We start from the raw sequence: 23,252 nt of genomic DNA on the forward strand, positions 1-23,252 counted from the left end.
CGTCCCGGATTCCTTCAGCCGTGGAGATCGGCGGTCCGGGGCGTTGGTACGTTTGGGCACGTGGCCCATTACTTCGAGGAGAGCCCGCAGGCGGCCAGCCGGCCCGGCTCGGTCACCCTGGTCCTCCCGGATCTGCACCTGCGGCTGGAGACCGACCGCGGGGTGTTCTCCCCAGAACGGATCGATCCGGGGACGCGGGTGCTGCTGGAGACCGTGCCTCCGCCCCCGGCCGAGGGCGACCTCCTCGATCTCGGATGCGGTTACGGCCCCATCGCGCTGACGATGGCGTCGCGGGCGCCGAGGGCCACGGTGTGGGCCGTCGACGTCAACCGCCGCTCGGTGGAGCTGTGCGAGCGGAACGCCAAGAGCGCCGGCCTTGACAAAGTAAGGTCCGTTCATGTCGACGACATGCCCGAGGACGTCAGATTCCGGGCAATCTGGTCGAACCCGGCCATCCGGATCGGCAAGGCCGCGCTCCACGAGATGCTCACCCGGTGGCTCGACCGGCTCACCCCCGACGGCAGCGCGTACCTGGTCGTGCAGAAGCACCTTGGCTCCGACTCCCTGCAGCGCTGGCTGAGCGAGCAGGGCCGGCCCACCTCACGGCTGGCCTCCCGGTCCGCCTATCGCGTACTGCGGGTGGACGGGCGCGAGCGGTGAGGCGGCTGATGGCCGGACTCGCGGCCGTCGGAGCGCTGGCCGTGTTCCAGTCTCCCCTTCATGCCCTTGCCTCGTCCGGCGACGCCGGCTCCTCGATCGGACGAGTGGTGGTTCCCGCCGTGGTCCATCCAGACGAAGGTGTGGCCGACCACCCGGGGACGGGGAGTGACCGTCGCCGTGGTGGACACCGGTGTCAGGCCCCTGCCCGAGATCGCCCGCGCACTGTTACCGGGGGGCGACACGACGGGACACGGCACGGACGGCGAACGACGGCGACCACGGCATCCGATCATGTTTCCGGCGTCGTGTCCGGGCGTCCTGGCCGTGGGGGCCACGGACGACCATTCACGGCCGTGGAAGAGCACGGAGTCGAACGAGTACGTGTCGGTGGCGGCACCCGGCGTCGACATCCCGGTGGCGAGCAAGAGCGAGAAGTACTCCTACCCCCACTCCAGCGGGACGAGCGACGCGACGGCGCTCGTGTCCGGGGCGGCCGCGCTCGTACGGGCGGCGAATCCGGCCATGTCAGCGCGGGAGGTCGTCCGCCGTCTCATCGGCACGGCCCTGGACGTGGACACACCCGGCAAGGACGACCTGACCGGGTACGGCATCGTCCGGATCAACCGGGCCATGCACCCGGACGCCTACCCAGTGCCGCCCGGCTCGCCGAATCCGCCTTATGAGCGGTTCGACCAGTGACTCCTCCGTCCCCTGAAGAGGACGGCTTCTCGCTTTCCCCGGCTGAGGTAGCCGGAGTAGGCGACGGCCAAGCCCTGACCGATGCCCTTCTGGGCAGCAAAAACGATATCAGGGAAGCGATTCCCCTGCCGGATGAATCCGGCAGTCCCCTCGCTAGATCTGATAGAAGCACCCTCGGACCACACACACGGAGAGCGCGGAGCACATCTCTCAGGCCCCGGTGCGCGCGGAGAAGCCCGGGAAGGGCCTCAGCACCACCCTGGTGGTCCCCGTGCTGATCCTGGTTATCATCGTCGTGTTCACCGTCGGCATTCTCGTCGGGCGGGTGACACGGCCTGCCAGGCCCGGGAACGGCCACCCGGACTTCCTCGGGAATCGGGGAGGACCGGCGGACGGTCCTCCCGGCGAGCCCCCGCCCGGACGGCGGTTCACCATGCCGCCCGCGCCGGACGCACCTTCCCACGAGCCGCCGAGGCGAGAACCCACCATGCCACCCGATGGGCCTCCCCAGGAGCCCGGAACTGCGAGCGAGCGATGACCGACGAGCGGCCGAAGAGCGGCTCCAACCCGCGCAGGCAGCTCAAGCCGACCGACGTCAAGCGGCTCAACCGCACCTGGCGCCGCAACACCGAGGGCCGTCTCGCGCTGATCCTCGAATCGGTGACCGGCCCCTTCAACATCGGATCGATCTTCCGTACGGCCGCCGCCTTCGGTGCGGAGACGGTCTGGCTGGCCGGCAACGCCACCCCCCCCCACCAACCTCAAGGCGCAGAAGACCGCGCTCGGCACGACCGGCTGGTCGAGTGGCACGAGCCGGTCCCGGTCGCCGAGGCCGTACGCGCCGCCAGGGAGGAGGGCTTCCGGGTGGTCGCCGTCGAACTGACCGGCGACGCCGTTCCCCTGCACGAGGCCAAGCTCGACGGCGACGTCTGCCTGGTGCTCGGCAGCGAGGACCACGGCTGCTCCCCCGCCTGTCTGGAGGCGGCCGACTCGGTGGCCTACATCCCCCAGGTCGGCAGGGTCGGATCGGTCAACGTGGCGGTCGCCGCGGCGATCGCCATGGCGGAGGCCAGGCGGCAGGAATGGGCGTCGCCCGCCGGGTAGCCGCCCCCTGGAAACAGCCCGGCGGCCCGGCGGACACGGGGCGGACCGCGACACGCCGAAGCGGAACATCCATCCCGAAGATGACAAGGGACTCTTGTGACGCAAATGTTCACCTTGCTGCGCTGACTGTATGGCCGGAACCCGGCATACTCCTTTCGTGCATCGCCGTTTCGCGTTCCTCGACCACCCCGGGCCACTCGCCTTCGCGCACCGAGGCGGGGCGGCGGAGGCCCGCGAGAACACCATGGCCGCTTTCTCCCGGGCGGTCGAGCTCGGCTACACCTACCTGGAGACCGACGCGCACGCGACCGCCGACGGCGTCCTGCTCGCGTTCCACGACCACACCCTCGACCGGGTCACCGACCGCACCGGCCGCATCTCGCGGCTGCCCTACCGCGAGGTGCGCAGCGCCAGGATCGGCGGGCGGCACGAGATCCCGCTGATGGAGGATCTGCTCGGCGCCTGGCCGGACGTGCGGTTCAACATCGACGTCAAGGAGAGCGCCGCGATCGTGCCGCTGGCGCGGGCGATCCGCCGCACCCGCGCCTACGACCGGGTGTGCCTGACCTCGTTCTCCGACGCGCGGCTGGCCCGCGCCCGGCGCGCCATCGACCGGGAGGTCTGCTTCTCGCTCGGCCCGCGCGGCCTGGCCGCCCTGCGTACGGCCGCGATGGGCGGCGGGTACGGCCGGCTGCTGTCCGGGCTGGCCAGGGCGGGGGTGCCGTGCGCGCAGGCGCCCATCGGGTTCCGCGGCCTGCGGGTGACCACCCGCGCCCTCGTACGCACCGCGCACGCGATCGGCATGCAGGTGCACGTGTGGACGGTGAACGACCCGGTGACGATGGCCCACCTGCTCGATCTCGGCGTCGACGGGATCATGACGGACAACATCAGCGGCCTGCGTGACGTGCTCAAGTCACGCGGGCAGTGGCACCCCCGCCCGGCCGAGCCGTGACCTCGCGCCATCCCGCCCGGCCCGGACCGCCCCGCCGGACCCACTGAGCCTCTGCCGAACCCCGCCCCCCGTTGAAGCCCCCGGCGACGCTCCACCCCCCGTGAGGAGAGACCATGACCGCTCCCCCAGGTCGTCCACGAGGAGATCCCCGGCGCGCGGCGGCGCGAGCAACGCGGCTGGTACTGGTACGACTGGGCGGACTCGGCGTTCCAGACGACGGTCCTGACCGTCTTCCTCGGGCCGTACCTGACGTCGATCGCCACGACGGCGGCGGGCGGCGAGGACGGCTTCGTGTCGTTCCTCGGCCTGGACCTGCGGCCGAAGGCGTACTTCACGGCCCTGGTGACGATCTCGGTGCTGCTGCAGATCGTGATCATGCCGATCGTCGGCGCCCTGGCCGACCACACCGGGCGCAAGAAGCAGATCCTGGGGGTCTTCGCCTACCTGGGCGCGGCGGCCACACTCGGCTTCTACCTCGTCTCCGGCGGCGGCTACCTGCTCGGCGGCGTGCTGTTCCTGGTCGCCAACGTGACCTTCGGCGCGGCGCGCGTGGTCTACGACTCCTTCCTGCCGCAGATCTCCGGCGCCGAGGAACGCGACGCGATCTCCAGCAGGGGCTGGGGCTTCGGTTACCTCGGCGGTGGCCTGCTGCTCGCGCTCAACCTGGTGCTCTACCTGTCCGGCGCGGTCGAGGAGGGCCTGGCGGTCCGGGTGAGCCTCGCCTCGGCGGGCCTGTGGTGGGGCGCGTTCGCCCTGATCCCGATGCTGCGCCTGCGCAACCGGCGGGTGCCGGTCCACGAGGCGACCGCGGTCCGGGCCGCGGCCGGCAGCGTACGCCAGCTCGGCCGCACCCTCGCCGACCTACGGCGTTACCCCCGTACGCTGCTGTTCCTCGCGGCCTACCTGATCTACAACGACGGCGTGCAGACGGTGATCGGGTTCTCCGCGACGTACGCCGACCAGGAGCTGGGGCTGAGCCAGACGCACCAGATCGGGGCGATCCTCATGGTGCAGTTCATCGCCGTCGGCGGCGCACTCGGCCTCGCGCGGATCGCGGCCAGGATCGGCACCAAGCGCACGGTCCTGGCCAGCCTGGTCGTGTGGACCGCGGTGGTGGGCGTGGCCTACTTCCTGCAGAAGGGCGCGGCGGTCCAGTTCTACGCGATCGCCTTCGCCATCGCGATCGTCATGGGCGGCACGCAGGCGCTGTCGCGTTCGCTGTACTCCCTGGTGATCCCGCCCGGCCGGGAGGCGGAGTACTTCAGCCTTTACCAGATCAGCGACAAGGGCTCGGCGTTCCTCGGGTCGTTGGTGCTCACACTGGCGCTCCAGCTCACCGACAGCTATCGCACCGCGATCGTCTCGCTGATCGTGTTCTTCGTGATCGGGTTCGTGCTGCTCACCGTCGTCAACCTGCCCCGGGCCATCCGTGAGGCGGGGAACGAGGTGCCCGAACACATCTGAGCGCCGCATGTCCGCCGGCCACATCTGAGACCAGTGGGACGGAAAAAGCGCGATTGGATCAGGTCTCGGCTGGGAATCCACACACGGTATCAGGCGTTGTACGCGGTGGCGAACGAACCCCTCGAAGGCGGGGACCTCAGGAGGCTTAAAGACATGGGCGAGCGTGCACTTCGCGGTACCCGGCTCGGCGCGACCAGCTACGAGAACGACCGCAACACCGATCTGGCCCCGCGCCAGGAGGTGACCTACACGTGCCCCAAGGGCCATCTCACCACCGTCCCGCTCGCCGTCGAGGCCGAGATTCCCACGACCTGGGAGTGCCGTCACTGCGGCAGCCCGGCGCTGCGGGTGGACGCGGAGCAGCCCCAGCAGAAGAAGGCGAAGCCCCCGCGGACCCACTGGGACATGCTGCTGGAGCGTCGCTCGATCGAGGACCTCGAAGAGGTGCTGAACGAGCGTCTCGCCATTCTGCGCGAGCAGCGGCGCAAGAGCGCGTAGGACGCCGATCACGCCCCCGGCGCTGGAATCCCTCCAGGCCGCCGGGGCGGTTCGCGTGTCCGGCCCGGCGAGCGGGTCGTTCGATTCGGACCGCTCAGCCGGTCGGCGCGGGCGTGCGGACGACGGCCATGGGGCACGTCGCGTGGTGGAGCATCGCCTGGCAGACCGATCCGAGGACCAGGCCGCCGAACTCGCCGTGGCCCTGGGAGCCGATGACGAGCAGGTCGGCGCCCGCCGACGCCTGCCGCACCACGTCCACCGGGTGGCCGCGGACGACCTCCTCGACGACCTTGACGTCGGGGTAGAGCTCACGGCGCCCGGCGAGAACCTCCCTGACCATGCGCACCTCGACCTTCTCGTCGTCGAAGTCGTCGGGGAGCGGGGCGAAGCCGCCGCCCGCCTCCAGCGTGCTGTAGGCGTGCACCGCCCGCAGGCCCTCCCCGCGCAGCGCCGCCTCGGCGAAGGCGAAGTCGAGCACCTTGGCGCAGGCGGACGATCCGTCGATGGCCACCACGATCTCCGGGCGCGGCGCCGAGGGCACCTCACGCACGACGACCACGTCGCACGGGGCGTGACCCGCCACGCCGTACGCGACCGAGCCGAGCAGCAGGCCGCGGAAGCCGCCGATCCCGTGGTTGCCGAGCACCAGGAGATCGGCGTCCACTGCCGCCTCGATGAGCGCCGGTCGCGGGTCGCCTGCGAGGATCGCGGTGTCGACCGGCACCCGGGGCGCCTCCGCGCGAACCCGCTCGGTGGCGGCGCCGAGCACGGCGGCGGCGCCGTCGCGCATCCACGCGGCGACGCTGGTGTACGGCCCCTGGGGCGCGGTCGAGCACGCCCAGGCCGGGATGGCGTTGGCGATCCGCAGGGGGACGCCGCGCAGGTCGGCCTCCCGGGCCGCCCAGCAGGCGGCCTCCATGCCGGCGTGCGAGCCGTCGACACCCACCACGATCATGACGCCCTCCCCTCGGCCGGTCCTCCCATCAGACCGTTCCCCCGGCGGGGCGTGCGAGCGCCGCCGAAGGTCCCGCCGGGACGGGACCTCCGGCCCCCACGCCCTCTACGACACCCCCGCTCCTACAACAGGGCGTGCTCCGGGGAGGCGGCGCGGGCCGTGAGGTGGTGGCGCAGGCGCTCGCCCTCGACGTCGAGGTCGGGCAGCGCCCGGTCCAGGGCGCGGGGCAGCCACCAGGCGGCGCGGCCGAGCATGGACATCACGGCGGGGACGAGGGTCATGCGGACCACGAAGGCGTCGACGAGCACTCCGACGGCCAGCGCGAAGCCCATCGACTTGATGATCGGGTCGTTCATGAACACGAATCCGCCGAACACGGCCGTCATGATCAGCGCGGCGGCGGTGACGACCCGCGCGTTGTGCCCCATGCCGTTGATCGTCGCCTGGCGGGGAGTGTCGCCGTGCACGTAGTCCTCGCGCATCCGCGAGACCAGGAACACCTCGTAGTCCATGGCCAGGCCGAACAGGATGCCGATGAGCAGGATCGGCAGGAAGCTCACCAGCGGGCCCGGCACGTCCACGCCCAGCAGGCCGGCCAGGTGACCCTCCTGGAAGATCGCCACGGTGATGCCGAAGGTCGAGCCGACGGTGAGCAGGAAGCCCAGCGCCGCCTTGACCGGGACCAGGATCGAGCGGAAGACGAGCATGAGCAGCAGCACCGACAGACCGACCACCAGCAGCAGGTACACCGGCATGGCGTCGGCGAGCTTGTCGGAGACGTCGATGCCCACGGCCGTGGCGCCGGTGACGGCGATCTCGGCGCCGCCGATCGCGGCGACCTTGGCGCGGATGGCGTGGACGGCGTCCTCGGTGGCCGCGGCGGTGGGCCCGGCCTTGGGGATGATGGTCAGCAGCGCGGTGGTGCCCGCTGCGTTGGGCTGCGGCGGTGCCACGGCCAGCACGCCGGGGGTCTGCTGGATCAAGCGGGCGGCCTCACCGGCGGCGGCGGTCGTCGCCGCGCGGTCGGCGGCGGTGACCACGGCGATCAGGCGGGCGTTGAAGCCCTCGCCGAATCCCTCGCTGGTCAGGTCGTAGGCCTCGCGGGCCGGAGTGCCGGGGGCCGCGGTGCCGGCGTCGGGCAGAGCCAGCCGCAGGTCCTGGGCCGGCAGCGTGAGCGCGCCGAGGGCGAGGACCCCGGCCAGCAGGATCGGCACGCGCAGCCGGGTGACCACCCGCCCCCACGTGTAGCCGAAACCCCCGGCCGCCCGCGCTCCCGTTCTCACCGGTGCGCTGCTTGCGGGGCAGCACCCGGGCCCCGGCGTACGACAGGAAGGCGGGCAGCAGCGTGAGGGCGACCAGCACGGCGACGGCCACGGTGCCGGCGGCGGCCAGGCCCATCACGCTCAGGAACGGGATGCCGACCACCGACAGACCGGCGAGCGCGATGACCACGGTGGCCCCGGCGAACACGACCGCGGATCCGGCGGTGCCGACCGCCCGGCCCGCGGCCTCCTCCGGCGCCACGCCCTCGGCCAGGAACTGGCGGTAGCGGGAGGTGATGAACAGCGAGTAGTCGATGCCCACGGCCAGGCCCAGCATCAGCGCGAGCACCGGCGTGACGGAGGTCAGTTCGACGAGGCCGCTGAGCGCGAACAGCCCGCCCATGCCGGCCCCCACGCCGATCAGGGCGTTCAGCAGGGTCATGCCGGCGGCCACCAGCGAGCCGAAGGTGACGATCAGCACCACCGCGGCGATCACGACGCCGATGCCTTCCGACCCGCCCACTTCCGGCGCGGCGTTCAGGATCTCGCCGCCGTGCTCGACCCGCAGCCCCGCCACCGAGGAGCCGGCCTTCAGGTACGCCTCGCGCTGGGCCTCGGTCACGTCCTTGAGCCCGCGGTCGAACTGCACCTGGACCAGGGCGTAGCGGCCGTCGGCGGAGACCGAGCCGACCCGGAACGGATCCATGGCGGCGACGACGCCGGGGACGGCGGCGGCCTCCTTCACCACGGGCGCGACCGCGGCGGCGTCCAGCTTCCGGCCCTGCGGAGCGGCGACGACGATGGTGCCGGTGGCACCGCTGGCCTGCGGGAACTCCTTGGCCAGAGCGTCCAGCGCCCGCTGCGACTCGGTGCCGGGCATGGCGAACTTGTCGCCGGTCGGGCCGTGGAAGGCCGCGGCGGCCAGGCCCAGGACCACGAGCAGCAGCAGCCACACGGCGACCACGCGCCCGCGTCTGCGGAAGGAGAACCGGCCCAGCCGGTACAGCAGGGTTGCCAAAGCAGATCTCTTTCTTCGGGAGGTCAGTCGGTCTGCAGACCGAGCGTGCGCAACGCACCGCGGGTCAGCTCCGCGCGCAGCGTCTCCTCGGGGAGCGCGAGCTCGCCGGCGCTGGTCAGGATGATCCCCAGCATCGCCATCCAGGCCCAGACCCGGGCCTGGGGGGCGGCCGAGCGGCCGGACAGGGCGTCCGTCAGCCGCCCGGTGATGCCGTCCACGTCGGGCAGCTCCGGCCGGCAGATCAGCGCGTCGACGTCCTGCAGGAGGATCTTCACCTGCAGTCGGAAGCGCAGGGACAGGTCGACGAGCCCGGCGACGGCGGCACGAGCGGCCTCCTCGCCGTCGAGCCCGGCGAGCCGCCCTTCCAGCTCGGCGAACTCCGGCCCGACGGGCGCCAGCAGCTCGGTCAAGATCGCGTCCTTGTTCGTGAAGTGGTAGAGCAAGGACGCCTTGGAGCAGCCCGCGTCCGTGGCGATGTCCTGCAGGGAGGTGCCGCGGAAGCCGTGGGCGGCGAACAGCCGCAGGGCCGAGTCCAGGATGTCCGCGCGCATGGTGGTTGCGGAACGTGCCATGCGGACACCCTAGCTGACCGATCGGCCAGAATTTGACCGATCGGCCAGTGAAAGTGGTTCGAGTGACCGGGTTCACACGCAGAGGGCGAGCCCGGAATCCAGCCGTAGGCTGCGAGGGTGCCGCCGACGGCGGCACATTTAAATCCGCCGCACGCCGGACCCGACGGCGACGACTTCGGCGACGCACTCGTGGCCGATCGGGAACGGCCGAAGCGGTCGAGGGCGCCGTCGCGATGTGCCGCGCCAAACGCGACCGTGCTGTGAGCGAGGACGCGGGCGATCAGGCCGGCACGACCCCGAGGGAAAATGCGAAGGCCCGGCCTGGGAAGGCCGGGCCTCGGCGCGGGCGGACCGTGCCGCAGATCATGAGGCGCAGATCATGAGGCACGGATCACGATGCGCGGATCACAGGTCGAGCAGGTCCGCCGACACCTGCCAGAGCAGGGTGGCCGCCTCCGGGTCGAGCGCGTACGCCGCCACCCCCCGGCGGGTGCCCTCCCGATTCGGCTCCGCCTCCTGACAGTCCTCGAAGTACCGCCCGCTGACGTCCTCCAGCAGCGGCGAGGCCGCGACCAGCACGGACGTGGCCGCGCCCTGCTCGACCGTCTTCCACGTGATGCCGCCACCGCCCGCCTGGGCGCGCAGGCGCTCGAGCTCCTCCTCGGTGACGTGCCGCTGCAGTGCGGTGCGGATGCCGCCGGGCATGAGCGCGTTGACCGCGATGCCATCACCGGCCCACCGCCTGGCGGCCTCGACCGCGAACAGCACGTTGGCCGTCTTCGACTGCCCGTACGCCAGCCACGGGTCGTACGGGCGCTCCCGGAAGTGGATGTCGTCGAAGACGACCGGCGAGCGCAGGTGGGCGCTGGAGCTGACCGACACGACGCGGGCGCCACCGGCCGCCGCGAGCGCCGGGTGCAGGCCGACGGCCAGAGCGAAGTGACCGAGGTGGTTGGTGGCGAACTGCAGTTCCCAGCCCTCCGGCGTCCGGGTCTCCGGGCACGCCATCACCCCGGCGTTGTTGACGAGGATGTGCAGCGGGCCCTCCCACGCGGCGGCGAACGCGGCGACGGAGGCCCGGTCGGCGAGGTCCAGCGGCGCGACGAGGACGGCCGCGCCTTCGGTGGTGGCGGCGATGTCCTCCGCGGTCCGCTTGCCCGCGTCGAGGTCGCGGACCGCGAGCGTCACCTCCGCCCCCGCCGCGGCCAGCGCCCGGGCGGTCTCGACGCCGATCCCCGACGCCCCGCCGGTCACGACCGCCCGCCGCCCGCGCAGGTCGACCCCCTCCAGGACCTCGGCCGCGGTGGACTGCCCGGTGAACGGCGTCGTGATGCGGTTGGTGTGAGTCATGTTCGTCCCCGTCCCGTACGGCGGCAGGGCCCCTGGAGAGCCCGGCCGCTACAATCAGGAAACCGGAGGAACCTCCGGTACGTCTGGAACTCTAACCGGAGAATCCTCCGGTTAGCAAGCCGCGTCCACATGGAGGAGCCGTGTCCACCCCCGCTCGACCGTCCGGAGCCAAGCCGTTGCGCGCCGACGCCCGGCGCAACCGTGAGCGGTTGCTGGACGTCGCCCTGCGGGCGTTCTCCCAGGACGGGCCGGACGTCACACTCGACGCGATCGCGAAGGAGGCGGGCGTCGGCATCGGCACGCTCTACCGCCATTTCCCCACGAGAGAGGCGCTGATCGAGGCGGTCTACCGCAACGAGCTGGCGAAGCTGTGCGACGCGGCGGCCGAGCTTGCCGGCGAGATGCCGCCCGACGTGGCGATGCGCACCTGGATGGACCGTTTCGTCGACTACCTGGCGACCAAGCGGGGCATGGCCGACGCGCTGCGCGCCGTGATCGCCTCCGGGGCGAACCCGTACGCGCACAGCCGCGACCGGCTGCTCGGCGCGATCGGCACGCTGCTCGACGCGGGCGGCGCCGCCGGGACGCTGCGGCGGGACGTGGCGGCCGAGGACGTGCTCACCGGCATGAACGGCATCTGCCTCGCCACGGGAGGGCCCGAGCAGCGCGAACAGGCCGGGCGCCTGCTCGACCTGCTGATGGACGGCCTGCGCCGGAGAGCACCCGGCGCGGACGCCTGACGACAGGCCGCGCCCGGCGATCCCCTCTTCATCCCACGGCGTGGCCGATCGAGTCGAACGCGACCTTCAGTAGCTCACGGAGGGGAACGGCGCCCTTCTGCCGGGTCCAGGTCTCGCCAGCGGCGTCGAGACAGGCGATCGCGCCGGCGACGACGGCGGCTGCCCGCAGGTCGGCCAGGCCGTCGCCGGGATCGGCCGGGAGCCGCCGCTTGACCTCGGGGAGCAGGTCGGCCTGCCACTGCAGGTGTTTCTCCAGGCTGCGGGCGCGCAGGGAAGGCGTGCCGTACATCATCTCGGAGATCTTGAGCAGCCGCTCCCGCTCGCCGGGCGCCTCCTCGATGAGCGCGACCACGTTCAGCAGCGCCGTCCAGAGGGGCTCGTCGTCGGGACGCTCGGCCAGCGCGGCCGCGGCGCGGGCGCCCTCGCCGGCCAGGTTGCCGAGGACGACGTCCTCCTTCGTGCCGAAGTAGCGGAAGAACGAGCGCCGGGAGATGCCCGCGGCGGCCGCGATGTCGTCGATCGTCGTCGCCTCGAAGCCCTTCTCCAGGAACAGTTCCATCGCGACTTCGGCGATCTCCGCGAACGCGGCCCGGCGGGTGCGACTCCACAGGCTCTCGCTGCTCATGCTGCCTCCTCCGGCCGTGAGCCTATCCAGGCCTGCCCTCGATGTCTAATTGACACTCAGTGCCAGCCGGTCGTACGGTGACGCAGCAGCCCGTTGAGAAGGAGTCGCCATGTCCACCGTCGAATACCGCGGTCAGAACGTCCTCATCACCGGCGCCAGCTCCGGCATCGGCGCCGAGTTCGCCCGCCAGATCAGTGCCCGGGGCGCGAACGTCGTGCTCGTCGCCCGCAGGCAGGACCGGCTTGAGGCTCTCGCCGCCGAGCTCGCCCAGCGGCACCGCGTCGAGGCGACCCCCATCGCCGCGGACCTGACCACGCCGAAGATCGGCTCCGTCCTCGACCGCGAGCTCGCCCGCCGCGGCATCGAGATCACCGGCATCGTCAACAACGCCGGCTTCGCCACCCATGGCCTGTTCCACGAGGAGGACCCGGAACGGCTGGCCGCCGAGATCGCCCTCGACGTCACCAGCGTCGTGGAGATCAGCCGGACGTTCATCGAGCGGCTGCGCCGCCGCGGTGACGGGTTCCTCGTCAACGTCGCGAGCATGGCGGCCTACCAGGCCAACCCCACGATGGCCGTCTACGGCGCGACCAAGGCGTTCGTCCTCAGCTTCACCGAGGCCCTGTGGTACGAGTCGCGCGGCACCGGGCTGCGCGTGCTCGCCCTGTCCCCCGGCGCCACCGAGACGGAATTCTTCGACGTCGCCGGAAGCGGCGCGGACGGCGGCACCCGGCGCATGGCCGCCGCGGACGTCGTGAAGACCGCTCTCGCCGCCCTCGACCGCCGCAACCCGCCGCCCAGCGTGATCGCCGGCCGGGTCAACCGCACCGCCGCCGCTCTCGGCCGGCTCCTCACCCGCCGCCAGGCCACCATGATGATCGGCGCCATGATGAACCGCTCGGCGGCGGCCTGACGCGAGACCAGGTAGCGCTTTCCACGCGGCCGGAACGGACGAAGCCGGAACCGCCGGGTTCAGCCGGCCAGGCGCAGGGCCTCGGCGGCGACGGCGTGCCGGAGGTCGCGGATGCCGGGCCGGCCCCGCAACGGATGGACGTTGTTGGTGAGCAGCACGACGGTCAGCCGGCGAGCGGGATCGACGACCAGCGACGTGCCGGTGAAGCCCGAGTGGCCGAACGCGCCCGCGAGCGGCCCCACGATGGCCGGATCGTCGATCCGCACGCCGAGCCCCTGCCGGAAGGCGGCGCCCGGCACGCCCTGGTCGCGCAGCATCTCGGCGGTCCAGGCGGGAGACAGGACCGGGCCGCCGCCGGTGCGCAGCGCCTCACCGAAACGCACGAGGTCGGCGGCGGTGGAGAACAGCCCGGCGTGGCCGGCCACGCCGCCCAGCGCGTGGGCCGTCTCGTCGTGCACCTCACCCCGCACGCAGGTGCCGCGCTTGAACTCGGTGGCGACGGCCCGGCCCGGCTCGACCGGCCCGTACGTCGTGGCGCCGAGCCCGAGCGGCCCGGTGACCCGCTCACGCACGAGCACGTCCAGCGGCGCCCCGCCGGCGGCCTCCGCCACCCGCCCGGCCGTGATCATGCCGACGTCGGAGTACACGTGCGTCCCCGCCGGCCCCTGCACCGGAGTGGACAGCACCAGGTCCCAGCGGGCCTCCTCCGGTTCGTTCTCCACCCGGCGGCTCGCGGGCAGGCCCGAGGCGTGCGTCAGCAGGTGCCGTACGGTGATCTCGGGCCGGTGCCCGTAGAACCGGGGCAGCCGGACGGCCACCGGCTCGTCGAGGTCGAGCGCGCCCTCCTGGGCCAGCGAGACCAGCACCACGGCCGTGAACATCTTGGTCAGGGAGGCGATGTCGAAGAGCGCGTCCATCGCCACGGGCGGCCGTTCCGCCAGCAGGTCCCCGGACGGGTCGGCGTACCGCACGACCTCCCCCACGGCGGCCGTGGCGACCGTGCGCCCGTCCACGGCGATCACGGCGACCGCCGCCGAGGCGACCTCGGGCACCGCGGCCCGCAGGACCTCCTCCAGCATGGGTCAAGCGCTCCTTAGCGCCGGGCCGAGCCGGTTGCCGTGCGCCGCGAGCAGCGCCCGCGCGTCGTCGGCGCCCACGCCGCGCTCGATCATCACGACGGCCGTCTTCACGTCCCGTCCCGCGCTCTCCAGGACCTCTCTGGCCTGCGGCACCTGCGTGCCGGTGATGTCGGAGACGATGCGGGCCGCCCGGTCGACCAGCTTGGAGTTGCTGGCCACGACGTCGACCATGAAGTTCCCGTACGTCCGGCCCGACCTGATCATCGTGATCGTGGAGATCATGTTGAGGACCAGCTTCTGGGCCGTGCCGGCCTTCAGGCGGGTCGAGCCGGTGACCACCTCCGGCCCCACGATGACCTCGATCGCGTGGTCGGCGGCCCGCGCGAGCGGGGTGCCGGCGTTGCAGGCCAGGCCCACGGTCAGCGCGCCGAGCCGCCGGGCCTGCTCGACCGCCGCGACGACGTACGGCGCGCGCCCGCTGGCGGAGATGCCCACGACGGAGTCGAGCGGGCCGGCGTGCTTGTCCCGGATCACGGCGGCGCCCGCCTCGGCGTCGTCCTCGGCGCCCTCGACGGAGCGCACCAGCGCGGCCTCGCCGCCCGCGATGATGCCCTGGACCAGGTCGGGATGGGTGCCGAAGGTCGGCGGGCACTCGGAGGCGTCGAGCACCGCGAGCCGCCCGGAGGTGCCCGCGCCCACGTAGAGGAGCCTGCCTCCGTCGGCCATCCGCGCCGCGATCGCGTCGATGGCCGTGGAGATCGCCGGGACGGCCCGGCCCACCGCGGCCGGGACGGCGGCGTCGCCCGCGTTCATGAGCCGCGCGATCTCCTCCGTCGGGAGCGTGTCGATCCCGCTGTAGCGGGGATCGCTCTGTTCGGTGGCGAGAGCGGCGAGTGATTGCGTCATGGTCATGGTTCCTCGGCTTCGGAGTCTTCATGGATCGCGTGCGTACGGGGCTGGAGCTGCTGGTGAGCGCGCCGGAAGCCAGGTGGGGGCGGGTGGGCCTCGTCACCAACCCCACCGGAGTCCTGCCCGATCTGACCGCCGCCGCACCGGCCCTGCTGGCGGCCGGGGTGCCCGTGACCACGGTGTTCAGCCCCGAGCACGGCCTGCGCGGCACGGCCCAGGCGGGCGGCGGCGAGGGCGACACCGTCGACCCGGTCACCGGCCTGCCCGTGCTCGACACCTACCAGAGGACCGGCGGCGACCTGGACGCGCTGGTCGCGTCGTCCGGGGTGGACGCGCTCGTCTTCGACGTGTGCGACGTGGGCGCCCGCTTCTACACCTACGTCTGGACGATGTACGACCTGATGGGCTCGGCGGCCCGGCTCGGGCTGCGGTTCGTCGTGCTCGACCGGCCCAACCCGATCGGCGGGGCGGTGGCCGAGGGCCCGGTGCTCGACCCGGCCTACGCGAGCTTCGTCGGCCGCGCCGCCCTGCCCGTACGGCACGGCCTCACGCCGGGCGAGATCGCGCTGTCCGTCAACCGCGCGATCGGCGCGGAGCTGGAGGTCGTGCCGATGGAGGGCTGGCACAGACAGTGGCACTTCGACCGCACCGGGCTGCCCTGGGTGATGCCGTCGGCCAACATGCCGACCCTCGACACCGCCCTGGTCTACCCCGGCACCGGGCTGCTCGAGGGCGTGAACGCCGCCGAGGGCCGCGGCACGACCCGGCCGTTCGAGCTGGTCGGCGCGCCGTACGCGGACGGCCGGTTCGCCGCCGCGCTGAACGACCTCGGCCTGCCCGGCGCGCGCTTCCGCGACACGTGGTTCACCCCGACGTTCGGCAGGCACGCGGGCGTCGTGGTGCGCGGCGTGCAGTTGCACGTGACCGACCCGGCGGCCTTCCGGCCGGTGCTGACGGGCGTGTCCGTCCTGCACGTGCTGCGCACCCTCTATCCGGACGACTTCGCCTGCGAGCCGTTCCTCGACCTGCTGTGGGGCTCGGCGTCGCTGCGCGAGCACCTGGAGGCCGGCCGCGACCCCCGCGGGCTGTGCTCCCCGCCGGGCCCGCCCCAGGGCGAACTGCTGTACGGCTGACATCAGTCCAGCGCGCGGCGGTAGAGCCAGAACACCCGCTCGGTGCGGGCGCCCACCGTCCGGGAGTAGAAGCGGAGCGGGCCCACCCAGCCGATCTGCGCGGACGTCTGCCCCGCGGCGGCCTGGTCGGCGAGGCAGCGGCGCAGCAGCACCCGGCCCACGCCGAGGCCGCGGGCGGCCTCGGCCGTGCCCATCGGCCCGAACCACAGCGGCCGGGCGCCCCAGGCGGCGAAGCCGAGGATCTCCCCGTCGCGATAGGCATAGTGCAGGCCGGCCGCCTGCTCGGCCTCCCAGGCCCACTTGTCGTTCCACTGCTCGCGGACGAAGGCCGCGACCGCTTCCCGCTCTCCGGCCGCGCCGCCGCGACCGTCACGCCGGCCGCGGCGAGCTTCGCCAGGTCGGCCTCGTGCTCGGCCTCGTCGTAGCGGGCCGGCAGGTCGGCCGTCATGTTCCAGGCGACCCGGTAGCGCTCGTACCCCAGGCTCTCGGCCAGGCAGGCGGCCGGGGTGTAGCGCACGTCGATGCCGGGCCAGGCGTAGCAGGGCGGGTTGCCGGCGAACCTCGCCTCGGTGGCGCCGTGCGCCCGCATCCACTCCTCGGCCGCGCCGACCAGCGCCCGCCCGATCCCCCGGCCCCGCGCGGCGGGGTCGACGGCGATCAGGTCGACGTGGCCCGAGCCGTCCGCGCCGATCGAGGTGAACACCACGCCCTCGCGGCCCGGCGTGGCCAGGACCGTCCACGTACGCTCCGGCGGCGGGTCGGCGAGGCGCCGTACGACCAAGGGGGCGTCCTCGGCGTCGGCCCACAACGCGGCTGCGGCCAGGCGCTCCAGCCGCTCGTCCACCTCGGCGGGAAGGATGTCCGTCACTCGCCCACCCCCACCGGGATCACGCTGCGCCGCCTGGGGTGGAAGCAGGCGTGCTCCTGCTCCGTACCGCCGTCGCGGCCCAGCACGGGCATCTCGCTCTCGCAGCGCTCGGTGCTGAAAGGGCAGCGCCGGGCGAACAGGCAGCCGCCGTCGGGCTCTCCCTCCCGCTGCATCTCCCTCGGCACGACCCGCTCGGCGCCCGGCCGTTCCAGGCCGTGCAGCACCGGGATCGCCGACAGCAGCGACTGGGTGTACGGGTGGACCGGGTCGGCGATGATCTTCTCGGTGGCGCCCCGCTCGACGACCTGGCCGCGGTAGAGCACGTACAGCTCGCCGTCGTCGCCGATGTAGCGGGCGGTGGCGATGTCGTGGGTGATGAACAGCACGCCCACGCCGAGCCGCTCACGCAGGTCCTTCAGCAGGGCGAGGATGCCCAGGCGCAGCGACACGTCGATCATCGAGACGGCCTCGTCGGCGACGAGCACCTCGGGGTCCATCGTGAGCGCGCGGGCGATCACCACGCGTTGGCGCATGCCGCCCGACAGCTGGTGGGGGTAGCGCGGGAGCACGTAGCCGGGGTCGATGCCGACCATCGCCAGCAGCTCCGCGGCCCGCCCGTCGACCCACGACCTCGGGCGGCCCGTCTGCCGGGCGCGCAGCCGCAGCGGCGCCTCCAGCGTCTGGTGGATCGTCCGGGTGGGGTTGAGCGCCGAGTAGGGGTCCTGGTGGATGAGCTGGACGCGGCGGAAGTACGGCTGCCGCTTCCGGTGGCTCAGCGACGACATCGGCACGCCGTCGATGACGATCTCGCCGGCGTCGTGGGTCTCCAGCCCGGCGATGATCCGGCCGAGGGTGGTCTTGCCGCTGCCCGACTCGCCGATGAACGAGACGGCGCCGCCCTTGGCGACGGCGAAGTCCACTCCCCGCAGCGCGGGCACCTCGCGGGCGCCGAGCACGCCGCCGCGCTGCTTGAAGATCTTGGTGATGCCGGTCCCCGTGATCACACGAACTCCTTCCGCTTGACCAGGGTGAGGTGGCGGTCGGTGGCGTGGCAGGCGACCGTACGGCCGTCGCGATTGACGGACATGGGCTCGTCGGTCTCGCACACCTCCATGCGCCGCTCGCAGCGCTCGCGGAACACGCAACCCTGCTTGGGCAGCGTCCCGAGCGTCGGCGGGCGGCCGGGCAGCGCCCGGGCCAGCGACAGGTCGCCGGACAGGCGCGGGATCGCTCTGATCAGGCCCTGGGTGTACGGATGCCGGGCGTCCCCGAGCACCTCGGCCACCGGGCCGTGCTCGACCACCCGGCCGCCGTACATGACGGCCAGGCTGTCGGCGACCTCGGCGACCGCGCCGACGTCGTGGGTGATGACGAGCGTGGTGAGCGCCCGCTCCTCGTGGACCTCGCGGATGATCCGCAGGATCGTCGCCTGCGTGATCATGTCGAGGGCGGTGGTCGGCTCGTCCAGAACGACGACCTTGGCGTTCAGGACGAGCGCGAGCATGATGCCGACCCGCTGGCGCATGCCGCCGGACAGCTCGTGCTGGTAGGAGTCGAGCACCCGGGCGCCGTCCATGCCCATGCGGGCCAGCAGGTCCTTGGCGTCGCGCACCAGCCCCCGCAGGTCCTCCACGTCGTGGGAGCGGCCGAGGTCGAGCAGCTGCTTGCCGATGGTCTTCAGCGGGTTCAGCGAGTTCTGCGCGGCCTGGAAGACGTACCCGACCTGGCGGCCGCGGGTGCGGCGCAGGTCCTCGCCCCGCAGCGTCAGCACGTCGCCGAGGCCGTCGATCTCGACGCTGCCCGCCGCGATCCTGCCGGGCGGCTGCACGGCGTTGAGCAGGGAGAACGCGAGCGTCGACTTGCCCGAGCCCGACTCGCCGACGACGCCGGTGATCGTGCCGGGGGCGAGGGTGAGGTCGACGCCGCGTACGGCGGGCAGCTCGCCCGCGGGCGTCTTGTAGACGACCGTGAGGTCCCGGATCCGGACCCCCGGTGCTGCCATGTCACGTGCGGCCGTGTGAGCCGTCATAAGGGGCTACTCCTCCCGCAGGCGGGGATTGAAGATCTCGTCCATCGCGTCGACGATCAGCACGATGCCCAGGGTGAGCAACAGGATCGCGATCAGCGGGGCCAGCAGGTACGGCAGCGCGGCGGGAGTGGTGAGCGCCCCGCCGTTGAACACGGCGAGGTTCAGCATCACGCCCCAGTTGTTCGACTCGAACGGCAGCACGCCGAGGAAGAACAGGCCCACCTGGGCGTACACCGCGCCGGTGACGGCGATGAGCATGTTCATCGCGATGTACGGTGCCATGCCCGGCAGCAGTTCGCGGCCGATGATGTGCCGGGTGGGCAGGCCGAGGCCGCGGGCGGCCTCGATGAAGCCGCGCTCGCGCAGCGACAGCGTCTGCGACCGCACGGCGCGGGCGATGCCGCCCCAGCCGAGCACCCCGAGCACCAGCCCCATCTCCAGCGGGCTCTCGAACTTCCACACCGTGGACAGCACGAGCAGCAGCGGCAGGCCGGGGATCGCGAGGTTCATGTCGGTCAGCCGCATCAGCAGCGTGTCCCACCGGCCGCGGTGGAAGCCCGCGACCAGCCCGATGAGCGTGCCGAGCGCGACCGTGATGACGGCCGTGGCCAGGCCGGTGAGCAGCACGTAGCGCGCGCCGGTGACGACCAGCGCGAGCACGTCGGTGCCCTCGAAGTCGGTGCCGAAGGGGTGGGCCAGGCTCGGCGGCGCGTACAGCGCGTTGTCGTCGCGCGGCAACTGCGCGGGGTAGAGCAGCGGCCCGGCCACTCCCATGACCGCGAACAGGGCGACGATGACCACCCCGGCCATGCGGCTGGGCTTGCGCCGCAGCACCCGCCACACCCCGCGCCAGAAGTTGCGCCGCAGCGTCGCCCGGGTGGTCCCGGCCGGCGCGGCCTCGGGGCTGATCGCCCCCTCCGGGTTGACGATGACGGTCATGCCGCGCCTCCGCTCCTGACCCGCGGGTCGATCACCGTGTACAGCAGGTCGGCGACGATGTTGGCGACGACGATGCCCACCGTGATCACGAGGAACGTGCCGCCCATCAGCGCGTAGTCGCGGCTGCTGATGCTGTTGACGAGCAGCAGGCCGAGGCCCGGGTAGTTGAAGATCTGCTCGATGAAGATCGAGCCGCCGAACAGCATGCCGATCGACAGGGCGAGGATCGTGAACAGCGGCAGGATCGCGTTGCGCGCGAGATACCGGAACACGAAGCCGCGCCGCAGGCCGCGCAGCTCGGCCGCGAGGATGAAGTCGTCGCCGAGCACGGCGACGACGTTCGACTTCATCGCCAGGATCCACCCGCCGTAGCTGGCCAGCGTGTACGTGACGACAGGCAGCACGGCGTGGTGCACCAGCGAGCCGATGTAGCCGGCGTTGAAGCCGGGGACGAACTCGACGTCCACCGGCCCGCCCGACGGCATGATCGGCCACAGCGTGGCGAAGATCGCGGTGAGCAGCAGGCCGATGACGTAGACCGGCACGCCGTGCAGCAGCGAGCCGGACAGCGCGAGCGCGTCGCCCAGCTTGCCCGACCGCTTGATCGCGGCGTAGACGCCCATGGTGACGCCGAGCAGGAAGCTCAGCAGCGTGCCGGCGAGGACCGGCAGCACGGTCCACCGGGCCGCGTGCCCGATGAGCGTGGTCACCTCCACGCCGGGCGTGCTGAGTGAACGCCCGAGGTCGAGGTGGAGCAGCGAGCCCATGTAGCCGACGTACTGCTGCCACAGGTTGCCGGTGGGCAGGAAGCCGTACAGGACGGCGGTGGCCCGTTCGGCCTGCTCGGGCGACATGCCCTTCTGGATCAGGCTCTCGTACTGCCCGAGCACGGGGTTGCCGGGGATCTCCCTGATGATGACGAAGCTGATCGTGGCGACGACCCAGACCATCGCCAGGCCGCGGACCAGGTGGCCGCCGATCTTCCTGGCGATGGCGCCCAGCCGGGGACGCCCCGGAACGGCGTGCGTCATGCCTGCCCCTTCTCCGCTTTCCTGATCATCCCGAGCTGCATCCACACCCCGGACGACAGCCGCAGGGACTCGTCGTCGTCGGGTGGGAACGCGGTGTAGCGGGACGTGTTCACGAACTGCGTGTTCACGTAGTCCCAGAGCTGGACGACCGGAAGCTGCTCGTTGGCGACCTTGGCCAGGACGCCGACGATGCGCTGCTGCTCGTCGTGGGACGCGTAGTTCAGCCTGCTGGTCAGCTCGCCCGGGTCGACCGTGCCGGCGGCGCCGGCGTCGACCTTCTCCGGGCCGCCCATCCAGTTGCCCTCGGTGCCCGGCGCCACGTGCCGCAGCCGGCCGCCGAACATCTGCCAGCCGTTGGCCTGCCCGAACAGCCGCTGGAAGATGTTGTACGGCGAGGGGCCGAGGCCGATCAGCCAGAACCCGAGGTCGTACTTGCCGTCGGCCAGCTCGCCCAGATAGAGCGTGTAGTCGGCGGCGGTGACGACGCTGGCGTCGATGCCGTGGTCGCTGAGCTGGCTGCTGATCGACTTGCCCGCGGCGACCCAGTCGGAGAACGACGCGGGCACGTGGATGCGGACCTTCCACGGGCTGCCGTCCGGCAGGGTCCAGTGGCCGCCCCGCTTGGTCATGCCGGCCGCCTTCAGCTCGGCGTCGGCCTTGGCGGCGTTCACCCGGTACTGCTCAAGGGTGTCGAACGCGTCGCCCAGCCAGGCCCGGGCCGCCTTGGCGTGGATGCCCGAGGTGGTGGCGGCGGGCGTGCCGCCCTCCGGGGAGGCGATCCTCGTGACCTGGGCGCGGTCGATCAGGTAGGCCATCGCCCGCCGCACGTGCACGTTGTCGTACGGCTTGTGCGACTGGTTGAACGCGAGGGAGACGGCCACGGGCGAGTAGCCCTTGACCACCTTGCTGCCCTGCGCGCCGCGGATCCGGTTCATGACGGCGGTGGGCACGGAGGTGAAGGGCGCGTTGTCCAGCCGGCCGGCGATCAGGTAGTTCCAGATCTGCTCGTTGCCGGTGTAGTTCAGGATCTTCACCTTGGCCGGTGCGATGTTCTGCCGGGCGTAGAAGTAGGGGTTGCGCTTCAGCAGCGCCGCGCCCGGGTTCACCCGCTCAAGCACGAACGGCCCGGCGGACACGTCGTGACCGGGGTTGAAGGCGATGACCTTCTCCGCCAGCCCGGTGATCTGGTTCTTCGCCTTCTCGGCCGCCTCGCCCTGGCCGTGCTGGGCGACCTTGAGCGTCTGCCAGAAGTTCGCGGGCAGCAGCTTCCCGAAGACGTGCGCGGGCACGACCACGGTCGACAGCAGGTTGGCGAGGAACGTCGAGCTGCGGTTGGCGCCCTGCGTCACCCTGATCGTCTTGGGGTCGACGACCTGGATGTCGGCGGCGGCGCCCGCCGCCTTCGGGTCCAGTGCGTACGCCGTGCCGCCCTGGGTGTAGGCGAGACCGATCGAGACGCGCACGTCCTCGCTGGTCACCGGCGTGCCGTCGGACCACTTGGCGTTCGGCTGCAGGTGGATGACCACCTCCGACCGGTCCGGGGACATGTTCCAGCTCCTGGCGATGGCCGGGTAGAACTGGTTGGGATCGGTGGGGTCGTTCTTGGGCCACGCCAGCGCCATGCCGTTGTATCCCGAGAAGACCGATCCGACGGGGTTGAACGGGTTGATCGGCGCGCTCGCGTTGATCTGCTTGCTGCCGTCGATCGTGGTGTACACGCCGCCGCCCTGTTGGGCGGTGTCCGTCGTCCCGGTAGTGCCGCAGGCGGTGGCTGTGACGATCGACGCCAGAGCCACGATCGCCGCGAGTCGCTTCATGGGCTGCTCCTGGTTCCCGATTGCCTGGACAATACGGGCGCTCTCGCGATGCCGTCAATTTTTTCCACGGGCAGACGAGCCGATGGAGTTAATTTTTACCCGAGCCCGTTACCTGCGAAGACATCGTCGGCAGGAGAGTCACACGCCGCCGGTGAGCCAGCGCGCCGCCGCCCGCGCGGAGGCCGTGGAGCTGCCGTGGGTGGCGAGGTAAAGCCGCCCGGCGGGCGGCCCCGGCACCCCGGTCTCGACCACGACCGCGTCCGGACGGGCACGCAGCGCCTCGTCGAGGAGCCGCCGCATCCAGGCGTGCCGTGCGGCGTCGTGGACGGCGATCACCAGGGGACGGCCCGTCTCGCTCAGGTCCGGCAGGCGCCCGTCGTCGTCCACCTCGGCCGTCACCGTCCCGGGCAGGATCTCCTCGATCGCCTGACCGAGTTTCAGCGGGGTCGCGCGGCCGACGGCCTGGCTGGGCCGCGCCGCCAGGTGCACCACCAGCGGCGCCTTCGTCAGCGGCGCCGTCGCCTGCTCCGCCGGGGTCGCGCGCAGGGCCGCCGTCGCCGCCGCCAGGCCGAGGCCCTCGTCGGCGTCGCGGGCCGCCGCGGCCCCTGCGCCGGGCCTGCGCGTCCGTCACC

At 72.3% G+C, this 23,252-nt stretch carries 24 protein-coding genes and 1 pseudogene; 9 read left to right on the forward strand and 16 right to left on the reverse strand.

What is annotated here, in order from left to right; all coding sequences use genetic code 11:
* Positions 1 to 60 precede the first annotated feature (60 nt).
* The 6 genes from B1L11_RS25935 (at position 61) to B1L11_RS25965 (ending at position 5,380) form a co-directional block, all read left to right on the forward strand.
* Positions 61 to 660 carry a class I SAM-dependent methyltransferase gene (locus B1L11_RS25935; protein ID WP_079316958.1) on the forward strand — a complete coding sequence of 200 codons (600 nt, stop codon included), beginning with the start codon at positions 61 to 63 and terminating at the stop codon, positions 658 to 660.
* 60 nt (positions 661 to 720) lie between these two features.
* Positions 721 to 1,359 carry a S8 family serine peptidase gene (locus B1L11_RS54165; protein ID WP_079316960.1) on the forward strand — a complete coding sequence of 213 codons (639 nt, stop codon included), beginning with the start codon at positions 721 to 723 and terminating at the stop codon, positions 1,357 to 1,359.
* Between the two features lie 534 nt (positions 1,360 to 1,893).
* Entirely contained in the window at positions 1,894 to 2,463 is a 570-nt protein-coding gene (locus B1L11_RS25950; protein WP_079316964.1) for a TrmH family RNA methyltransferase, read from the forward strand.
* Positions 2,464 to 2,620: 157 nt separating this feature from the next.
* Positions 2,621 to 3,418 (forward strand): glycerophosphodiester phosphodiesterase, encoded by a 798-nt coding sequence (locus B1L11_RS25955; protein ID WP_256862894.1) that lies wholly within the window; start codon positions 2,621 to 2,623, stop codon positions 3,416 to 3,418.
* Positions 3,419 to 3,562: 144 nt separating this feature from the next.
* Positions 3,563 to 4,882 (forward strand): MFS transporter, encoded by a 1,320-nt coding sequence (locus B1L11_RS25960; RefSeq protein WP_079316968.1) that lies wholly within the window; start codon positions 3,563 to 3,565, stop codon positions 4,880 to 4,882.
* Positions 4,883 to 5,035: 153 nt separating this feature from the next.
* Positions 5,036 to 5,380 (forward strand): RNA polymerase-binding protein RbpA, encoded by a 345-nt coding sequence (locus tag B1L11_RS25965; protein ID WP_079316970.1) that lies wholly within the window; start codon positions 5,036 to 5,038, stop codon positions 5,378 to 5,380.
* 94 nt (positions 5,381 to 5,474) lie between these two features.
* Here the strand turns inward: B1L11_RS25965 and B1L11_RS25970 are convergent, their stop codons facing one another.
* The 5 genes from B1L11_RS25970 to B1L11_RS25985 form a co-directional block, all read right to left on the reverse strand.
* The gene (locus B1L11_RS25970) at positions 5,475 to 6,335 is read right to left on the reverse strand and encodes a universal stress protein (RefSeq protein WP_079316972.1); all 861 of its coding nucleotides are present in this window, start codon (positions 6,333 to 6,335) and stop codon (positions 5,475 to 5,477) included.
* Between the two features lie 122 nt (positions 6,336 to 6,457).
* Positions 6,458 to 7,375: an MMPL family transporter gene (locus tag B1L11_RS51975; protein ID WP_372974726.1), complete on the reverse strand. Its 918-nt coding sequence runs from the start codon at positions 7,373 to 7,375 to the stop codon at positions 6,458 to 6,460.
* Positions 7,329 to 8,615, reverse strand: coding sequence for an MMPL family transporter (locus B1L11_RS51980; RefSeq protein WP_256862895.1), 1,287 nt, complete (start codon positions 8,613 to 8,615; stop codon positions 7,329 to 7,331). Before B1L11_RS51980 ends, B1L11_RS51975 begins: the two co-directional genes overlap by 47 nt.
* Positions 8,616 to 8,638: 23 nt before the next feature.
* Entirely contained in the window at positions 8,639 to 9,187 is a 549-nt protein-coding gene (locus tag B1L11_RS25980) for a TetR/AcrR family transcriptional regulator (RefSeq protein ID WP_079316974.1), read from the reverse strand.
* 405 nt (positions 9,188 to 9,592) lie between these two features.
* Positions 9,593 to 10,537: an SDR family NAD(P)-dependent oxidoreductase gene (locus tag B1L11_RS25985; protein ID WP_079316976.1), complete on the reverse strand. Its 945-nt coding sequence runs from the start codon at positions 10,535 to 10,537 to the stop codon at positions 9,593 to 9,595.
* Between the two features lie 140 nt (positions 10,538 to 10,677).
* On the opposite strand from B1L11_RS25985, the gene B1L11_RS25990 reads away from it, so the two are divergent.
* Entirely contained in the window at positions 10,678 to 11,277 is a 600-nt protein-coding gene (locus B1L11_RS25990) for a TetR/AcrR family transcriptional regulator (RefSeq protein WP_079316978.1), read from the forward strand.
* Positions 11,278 to 11,305: 28 nt separating this feature from the next.
* Here the strand turns inward: B1L11_RS25990 and B1L11_RS25995 are convergent, their stop codons facing one another.
* Positions 11,306 to 11,902 (reverse strand): TetR/AcrR family transcriptional regulator, encoded by a 597-nt coding sequence (locus tag B1L11_RS25995; RefSeq protein ID WP_079316980.1) that lies wholly within the window; start codon positions 11,900 to 11,902, stop codon positions 11,306 to 11,308.
* A gap of 109 nt (positions 11,903 to 12,011) precedes the next feature.
* Between B1L11_RS25995 and B1L11_RS26000 the strand changes: the two genes are divergently transcribed.
* Positions 12,012 to 12,815 (forward strand): SDR family oxidoreductase, encoded by an 804-nt coding sequence (locus tag B1L11_RS26000; protein ID WP_079316982.1) that lies wholly within the window; start codon positions 12,012 to 12,014, stop codon positions 12,813 to 12,815.
* Between the two features lie 59 nt (positions 12,816 to 12,874).
* Here the strand turns inward: B1L11_RS26000 and B1L11_RS26005 are convergent, their stop codons facing one another.
* Together B1L11_RS26005 and murQ are read right to left on the reverse strand one after the other, a co-directional pair.
* Positions 12,875 to 13,894: a serine hydrolase gene (locus B1L11_RS26005; RefSeq protein ID WP_079316984.1), complete on the reverse strand. Its 1,020-nt coding sequence runs from the start codon at positions 13,892 to 13,894 to the stop codon at positions 12,875 to 12,877.
* 3 nt (positions 13,895 to 13,897) lie between these two features.
* Positions 13,898 to 14,800 carry an N-acetylmuramic acid 6-phosphate etherase gene (gene murQ, locus B1L11_RS26010; protein ID WP_079317004.1) on the reverse strand — a complete coding sequence of 301 codons (903 nt, stop codon included), beginning with the start codon at positions 14,798 to 14,800 and terminating at the stop codon, positions 13,898 to 13,900.
* A 29-nt stretch (positions 14,801 to 14,829) separates the two neighbouring features.
* Between murQ and B1L11_RS26015 the strand changes: the two genes are divergently transcribed.
* A complete protein-coding gene (locus tag B1L11_RS26015) occupies positions 14,830 to 15,936 on the forward strand; it encodes an exo-beta-N-acetylmuramidase NamZ domain-containing protein (protein ID WP_079316986.1) in 1,107 nt (368 codons plus the stop codon).
* Positions 15,937 to 15,938: 2 nt separating this feature from the next.
* Here the strand turns inward: B1L11_RS26015 and B1L11_RS55165 are convergent, their stop codons facing one another.
* From B1L11_RS55165 to B1L11_RS26050, 8 genes and pseudogenes are all read right to left on the reverse strand, one after another.
* Positions 15,939 to 16,529 carry a GNAT family N-acetyltransferase gene (locus B1L11_RS55165; protein WP_372974725.1) on the reverse strand — a complete coding sequence of 197 codons (591 nt, stop codon included), beginning with the start codon at positions 16,527 to 16,529 and terminating at the stop codon, positions 15,939 to 15,941.
* Positions 16,466 to 16,804: pseudogene (locus B1L11_RS54170) on the reverse strand (GNAT family N-acetyltransferase); the annotation flags it as partial. The pseudogene B1L11_RS54170 and the gene B1L11_RS55165, both read right to left, overlap by 64 nt.
* Positions 16,801 to 17,808, reverse strand: a complete 1,008-nt coding sequence (locus tag B1L11_RS26025) for an ABC transporter ATP-binding protein (protein ID WP_079316988.1) — start codon at positions 17,806 to 17,808, stop codon at positions 16,801 to 16,803. The pseudogene B1L11_RS54170 and the gene B1L11_RS26025, both read right to left, overlap by 4 nt.
* Positions 17,805 to 18,833 (reverse strand): ABC transporter ATP-binding protein, encoded by a 1,029-nt coding sequence (locus B1L11_RS26030; protein WP_079316990.1) that lies wholly within the window; start codon positions 18,831 to 18,833, stop codon positions 17,805 to 17,807. The genes B1L11_RS26025 and B1L11_RS26030 overlap by 4 nt, the downstream gene beginning before the upstream one ends.
* 6 nt (positions 18,834 to 18,839) lie before the next feature.
* Positions 18,840 to 19,772 (reverse strand): ABC transporter permease, encoded by a 933-nt coding sequence (locus B1L11_RS26035; protein ID WP_079316992.1) that lies wholly within the window; start codon positions 19,770 to 19,772, stop codon positions 18,840 to 18,842.
* Positions 19,769 to 20,803: an ABC transporter permease gene (locus B1L11_RS26040; RefSeq protein WP_079316994.1), complete on the reverse strand. Its 1,035-nt coding sequence runs from the start codon at positions 20,801 to 20,803 to the stop codon at positions 19,769 to 19,771. The genes B1L11_RS26035 and B1L11_RS26040 overlap by 4 nt, the downstream gene beginning before the upstream one ends.
* On the reverse strand, positions 20,800 to 22,620 hold the full coding sequence (locus tag B1L11_RS26045; RefSeq protein ID WP_143737557.1) for an ABC transporter substrate-binding protein: 1,821 nt from the start codon (positions 22,618 to 22,620) through the stop codon (positions 20,800 to 20,802). Before B1L11_RS26045 ends, B1L11_RS26040 begins: the two co-directional genes overlap by 4 nt.
* Positions 22,621 to 22,758: 138 nt before the next feature.
* Positions 22,759 to 23,112: a hypothetical protein gene (locus B1L11_RS26050; protein WP_079316996.1), complete on the reverse strand. Its 354-nt coding sequence runs from the start codon at positions 23,110 to 23,112 to the stop codon at positions 22,759 to 22,761.
* Positions 23,113 to 23,252 lie beyond the last annotated feature (140 nt).

The organism is Microbispora sp. GKU 823, from assembly GCF_002027145.1.
GTDB classification, from domain to species: domain Bacteria; phylum Actinomycetota; class Actinomycetes; order Streptosporangiales; family Streptosporangiaceae; genus Microbispora; species Microbispora siamensis.